Source organism: Anaerostipes sp. CAG:276, from assembly GCF_000432215.1.
Lineage (GTDB): Bacteria > Bacillota > Clostridia > Lachnospirales > Lachnospiraceae > Anaerostipes > Anaerostipes caccae.
On record NZ_FR889182.1, the window covers coordinates 77,255 to 82,730 of the forward strand.

The 5,476-nt window shown below is 45.8% G+C and carries 7 protein-coding genes and 1 pseudogene; 3 read left to right on the plus strand and 5 right to left on the minus strand.

The features are described from left to right. From QVP35_RS05990 to QVP35_RS06000, 3 genes are all read right to left on the minus strand, one after another. On the minus strand, positions 1 to 711 hold a 711-nt coding region (locus QVP35_RS05990), incomplete at its 3' end, for an SPL family radical SAM protein (protein WP_288187766.1). 9 nt (positions 712 to 720) lie between these two features. Next, positions 721 to 1,182 (minus strand): GyrI-like domain-containing protein, encoded by a 462-nt coding sequence (locus QVP35_RS05995; protein WP_009290362.1) that lies wholly within the window; start codon positions 1,180 to 1,182, stop codon positions 721 to 723. Between the two features lie 64 nt (positions 1,183 to 1,246). Beyond that, a complete protein-coding gene (locus QVP35_RS06000; RefSeq protein WP_022260900.1) occupies positions 1,247 to 2,152 on the minus strand; it encodes a helix-turn-helix transcriptional regulator in 906 nt (301 codons plus the stop codon). Positions 2,153 to 2,241: 89 nt separating this feature from the next. On the opposite strand from QVP35_RS06000, the gene QVP35_RS06005 reads away from it, so the two are divergent. Genes QVP35_RS06005 through QVP35_RS06015 form a run of 3 tightly spaced genes read left to right on the plus strand, consistent with a single transcriptional unit; the run spans position 2,242 to position 4,272 of the window. Next, positions 2,242 to 3,123 (plus strand): aldose 1-epimerase family protein, encoded by an 882-nt coding sequence (locus QVP35_RS06005; protein WP_009290360.1) that lies wholly within the window; start codon positions 2,242 to 2,244, stop codon positions 3,121 to 3,123. A gap of 14 nt (positions 3,124 to 3,137) precedes the next feature. Further along, entirely contained in the window at positions 3,138 to 3,770 is a 633-nt protein-coding gene (locus QVP35_RS06010) for an HAD family hydrolase (protein ID WP_009290359.1), read from the plus strand. Between the two features lie 16 nt (positions 3,771 to 3,786). Beyond that, positions 3,787 to 4,272, plus strand: coding sequence for a prolyl-tRNA synthetase associated domain-containing protein (locus QVP35_RS06015; protein WP_009290358.1), 486 nt, complete (start codon positions 3,787 to 3,789; stop codon positions 4,270 to 4,272). Positions 4,273 to 4,377: 105 nt separating this feature from the next. On the opposite strand, the gene pfkB is transcribed toward QVP35_RS06015, so the two are convergent. Further along, on the minus strand, positions 4,378 to 5,313 hold the full coding sequence (pfkB, locus tag QVP35_RS06020; RefSeq protein ID WP_022260901.1) for a 1-phosphofructokinase: 936 nt from the start codon (positions 5,311 to 5,313) through the stop codon (positions 4,378 to 4,380). A gap of 3 nt (positions 5,314 to 5,316) precedes the next feature. After that, positions 5,317 to 5,476: pseudogene (locus tag QVP35_RS16560) on the minus strand (galactitol-1-phosphate 5-dehydrogenase); the annotation flags it as partial.

The window sequence follows — 5,476 nt, forward strand, 5'->3', positions numbered from 1 at the left end:
CAAATTGTCATCCGGAAACAGTCTGTCCAGTTTCTCAAAATACCATTCTCTCTGATTCTGCCTCAATGTCACTCCAAAGGCAGGATAGATAAAATCTGCTCCGCATTCTTTCGCCTTCTTTACGATACCAAGAATATTTTCTTCTGTATCCTCGATCCACGGAAGCACCGGCATCATTAAAATTCCTGCAAAAATCCCCGCGTCTTTGAGTTTTGCAAGAGCCTCAAAACGTTCAGATGACAGGGATACTCCCGGCTCTATCTTTTTACACATGGAATCATCACAGGTTGTAATGGTCAGCTTGCAGATCACCGGGGAGTGTTCTTTTATTTCTTCGAGTATGTCAATATCTCTTGTGATCATGGCGCTTTTCGTAGCGATGGCGCTGCCGAATCCAAATGCGTTCAGAAGCTCCTGAGCATGCCTGGTCAGCATCAGCTCTTTTTCAAAAGGATTGTACGGATCACTCATGGCTCCGGTTGCCACAACTCCCTTTTTTGTTTTCCTTCTCAGATCATCCCGGATGATTTCCAGGGCATGTTCTTTCGCTTTCACCTGATCAAAATTCTCAATATGATAACAGTCACTCCGGCTGTCACAATAAATACAGCCGTGGCAGCAGCCACGGTATATATTCATGTTATAATCTCCGCCGAACCAGGAGTCTCCCGGTCCTTTGGTGATGATATGTTTTGCTTTTACATAATCCATTCTTATGAATCACTCCTTCAGTGCAATATACATATGGATTTCTGAGTCTTCCAGCGTGCCTCCCGGCTGATACTCTTCAAAGTCTCCAGTAAAGCTGCGGTTTAAATCCATTTTCCACAGCCTGGTCCAAAACTCGCTCACCGCTTTCTGCATATGTCCCCGGACAATAAACTTTGCATATTTTCCTTTTGGAATTACAGCAAAGGTGAGTCCTTCCTGATTCTGCTCTGTGCTGCTGACCTCACATCCTACTGTAATCTGATATTCCTGCATATTCTCATCATTGTAATCAGAATACAGGCCGATGCTCTTTTCGTTTACTTTGTTTGAGATATTAAAAAAAATTCCTTCTTCAAAAAAACGCCCCCACAAGGATCCGATCACCATTCCGGCATCCGGTGCATCATTGGATGTCCTCGCGCTGATCCCTGCAACCATCTTTTCTTCTAATTCTACCACTTCATAGTTCATAATTGTTCCTCCATTGTTTTTTCTTTATTGTACAACAGAGAACCTGACAGCTGTCTGTCAGGTTTTAAATGTTTTCTTCATATTGTCCCGCCATAAGGCGGAGACGGCGTTTCATTTCGCTGCGGACTTCTTTTGGCCCCAGCACCTCAAGCCCCGGCCCGAAGGATAGAAGCCATCCATACAGCCATTCTTCATCTGCACAAGGAAATGTGATATAAAAAGTCTCCTTCTCCTCTCTGATCCAGTCCGGATCGAATTCATCATAGACGCGGAATCCAAGACTTTTCTCTGCCCTGACGGATACTTCCATATCCTTTTTTTCTTCCAGAGACGGCATTGTTTTCATATCCCGAATGTCTTTTCTCAAAAAGCGTTCTTCTGTTTTTACCAAATTTTTAAGCCTCTTGAGCTTAAAGATCCGTATCTCCCCGCTCTTTTTGCAGAATGCCGTGAGATACCAGTCCATGCCGCGGAAATACAGCTGCATGGGCTCTGCTTCCCTTCTGGAATATTCGCCCTTTGCATTATAGTAATCAAATGTGACCACTTCCCTGTTAAGGATCGCTTCTTTCAGTGTTTCAAACAGTTCCTTTTCTCCTCTTGGGTTCCACCGTGAAAAGTCCACATAGACCCAGTTCTCATCGTCCTTCTGGAACAGGCTGGACAATCTGGATAAGAGTTTTTTGGCATCCATGTGGTTCGTGACTGCCATGCATTGGAGTGAGAGAAGGATCTGACTTTGTTCCTCTTCCGTAAGGGCAGACTTGTCCATGACAAAGTCTTCCAGCAGGCCAATGCCCCCTCCCTTTCCCTGAGTGCAGTATACCGGTATGCCCGCACTGCTGAGTGCATCGATGTCCCGGTAGATCGTTCTCACCGAAACCTCAAACCTCTCGGCGAGCTCCGGCGCTGTCACTTTCTTTTTCTCCAGCAAAATATAAATGATCTCAAATAAACGGCTGCTTGTCATGATGTTTCTCCTTTGCACCATTATATCATATAAGGTATAATATTCTGAAAAGAAACTTGTTTATTTTTGTTCAGCAAAAGGAGCGTAATATGAGTTCATATCAAGTAAAAAACGATGTTCTTTCAGTTTCTGTCGACACATCCGGGGCAGGCCTTACTTCTATTAAAGATAAAACAGGCTTAGAGTATTTATGGCAGGGCAATCCTGATTACTGGAGCGGACAGGCTCCGATTTTGTTTCCAATCTGCGGCAGTTTAAGAAACGGGGAAGCGCAAATTGGAGACGGAAAATCCTGTTCCATGGGCAGGCACGGAATCGCCAGAAGATGTGAATTTACTCTCCGGCGCCTGGACAGTGACAGCATTTCTTTGTTTCTGCATGCTGACGCAGAAACCATGAAATCTTTCCCCTTTGACTTTGAGCTGGAAATGACGTACCGGATCAAAGACCGCAGTGTGATAGTCGAACACACCGTAAAGAACTGCGGATCTGAAGTAATGCCGTATTTTGTCGGAGGACATCCCGCGTTTAACTGCCCTCTCCATGGCGGAGAAGCTTTCGAGGATTATATCATAGAATTTGAAAAACCGGAGACGGCCGGATGCCCGGTTTTGACAGAGGACGGCCTGATCAATGTAAACAACAGAAAGGCTTTTCTTGATCATGCATCTTCCTTCGGTGTAAAACACGAACTCTTTTATGACGACGCCCTGATCTTTGACACTCTGGAATCCAGATCGGCTTCTTTGCTGCATAAAGAGACGGGAAAGGGAATCCGTGTGGATTTTGAAGGCTTTGATTACCTCGGCATCTGGTCCAGCGCCAACGACGGCCCATTTGTGGCAATTGAACCCTGGTCAGGCACTTCTACCTGCTCTGATGAAGACGATATTTTTGAACACAAACGCGGAGTCCGCATGCTGGCCCCGGAACAGTCAGAGACACTTGCCTATACGATTTCAGTTTTATAAAATGAGGAAGACATATGAATCACTTATCACTTGATTATAAAATGATCTGTTTTGATCTGGACGGTACTCTGCTGGACACCAAATATTCCATTCTCGCAGGCTTCAGAGACCTGTACGAAGAGATATGGAATGAATGCAGGCCGCTTAATGAGCTTGAGTTTGTTCTCGGCGGCGACAGCCTGGCCCTGCTGGACTCTATGGGTTTTCCTGAAGGAAGTATTCACGGGTGGTTAAAATATATTGACTGCTATGCACATACGATCCATCCGTTTGACGGAATTTTAGATACGTTGTCTGCCCTGAGTCAAAAAGGGCTTATCCTGAGCGTTGCCACAAATAAACTCCGAATTGAATATGAAGAAACGATGGAGCGCCATGGGCTGAAACGTTTCATGGAGCACTCCATCTGCCTGGACGAGGTTTCCCATGCCAAACCGGATCCGGAACCTCTGTTATATTTGGCAGAACAGTCTGAAATACCGATAAGCCAAATGCTCTTTATCGGGGATACCAGCTATGATATAGACTGTGCCAGAGCTGCCGGATGTGATTTTGCCCTGGCAGGATGGGGAGCTTCTGAGGCATTAAAAAAAGAATATGCTGTTGTGCTGGAAAAACCGGACGAACTTCTGTCACTGATCCAATAGAAAGAAGGACTTAAACATGAAACAAAAGGTATTAGAGACGCTTGACCGCCTCCACATCCCATATGAGTACGAAGATCACCCTGCTGCCTATACCATGGAGGAGATCGAGGCTCTGCATCTGACCAGACCCAATGAATCCATCGCAAAAAATCTCTTTTTAAGAGACGGCAGCGGCAAGCGGCATTTTCTTGTTCTTGCTGCCGGAGACAAGCCTGTGGATCTGAAAACACTCCGGCAGACCATCGGTTCATCCAGATTAAGTTTCGCATCGGAGGAACGTCTCATGAAGCATCTGAAGGTAACGAAAGGCTCTGTCTCTCCCATGGGAATCTTAAACGATGAACACCTGGCTGTAGAAGTTTTCATAGATGAAGAGTTAAAAGACAGCTCCTGCATCGGAGTCCATCCAAACGATAACACTGCCACGGTGTGGATCAGTTGTGCCGATTTGGAACAGGTCATCCGCCACCACGGAAATTCTGTTACATATATCCCTGTCTAAACAAAGCGGCAGACCCACTTCATCTCCCGGCACCTCAGTATTTAGTGCTTGAAAACTTTAAAAAGCAAGACACTCCATCCTGCATAGTGTCTTGCTTCTCTGCTGTTAATAAGTAATTTCTTCAACTTCTGCCTTTGAATGAATTTCTTCCATATCTTTAACCCGGAATCTTCCTGTCCCCGGATTCATCGCGTTGGCCGCAGACACTGCCACTGCATAAGCCAGTGCTTCTTTGTCTGATTTTCCCTGGCAGAATGCCGCTGCAAAGGCTCCCACCATGGAATCTCCGCATCCCACCGGATTCACCGCGTCCAGTTCAGGAGGCTTTCCATGATAAATTCTATCTTCACATATCATCAAAGCTCCTTTGGCCCCAAGGGATATGACTACATATGGGATGCCCTGGCTTACAAGCTTTTTGCCCGCCAAAATCAGGTCTTCCCGGTTTTTAATCTCCACTCCAAGCAGGTCTTCCAACTCTTCTTGATTAGGTTTTATCATCGTAGGTTTCGCTTTGAGCCCTTCTCTCAAATACTCACCGCTGGTATCTAAAATAACCTGTTTCCCTTGCCGTTTCACTATTTCGATCAGCTCTTGGTAGCAGTCTGCCCCAAGCCCCCTTGGAGCACTTCCTGAGATCGTGACCACATGGCTTTCCCTTACCAACTCTTCAAAATCCTTTAGGAACCGATGCCACTCCTCTTCCTCCACCGGTGCACCCGGTTCCAGAAATTCCGTGGATGTACCGTCCCCGGCCAATATATTAATACAGCTTCTGGACTCGCCCTTTACTTTTGTAAATCTGCTTTGAATTCCGTCTTCACAGAGCATTGCTTTGACATAATCCCCGTTAAATCCTCCGGCAAAACCGGCCGCTAAAACATCTTCTCCGCACAGGTCTGCGATCCTTGCCACATTGAGCCCTTTTCCTCCTGCGGTGTTCCTGCACTCATCCACCCTGGAGACGGTACCGGGACACACAGCTCCTTTTATTTTGTATGCTTTATCCACAGATACATTCAGTGTCACTGTTAAAATCATAAATCATCCCTCACTGTCAATCAAAATCTTGCCTTTTACAGCGCCTTTTTCCTTGTAAAGTTCAAAGGCATCCGCTATCTCAGATAAAGGCAGTTTCTTAAAGATCAGTGAATCATCAAATTTCAGCTGGCCGGTCTTAAAATAATGGGCTGTGAGCTCCCAC

What these genes read in the sequence shown, in the direction of transcription:
- QVP35_RS06005 (WP_009290360.1), top strand. Translation starts at nt 2,242, where the DNA reads ATGAGTTCATATCAAGTAAAAAACGATGTTCTTTCAGTTTCTGTCGAC.
- QVP35_RS06000 (WP_022260900.1), bottom strand. Translation starts at nt 2,152, where the DNA reads ATGACAAGCAGCCGTTTATTTGAGATCATTTATATTTTGCTGGAGAAA.
- QVP35_RS05995 (WP_009290362.1), bottom strand. Translation starts at nt 1,182, where the DNA reads ATGAACTATGAAGTGGTAGAATTAGAAGAAAAGATGGTTGCAGGGATC.
- pfkB (WP_022260901.1), bottom strand. Translation starts at nt 5,313, where the DNA reads ATGATTTTAACAGTGACACTGAATGTATCTGTGGATAAAGCATACAAA.
- QVP35_RS06015 (WP_009290358.1), top strand. Translation starts at nt 3,787, where the DNA reads ATGAAACAAAAGGTATTAGAGACGCTTGACCGCCTCCACATCCCATAT.
- QVP35_RS06010 (WP_009290359.1), top strand. Translation starts at nt 3,138, where the DNA reads ATGAATCACTTATCACTTGATTATAAAATGATCTGTTTTGATCTGGAC.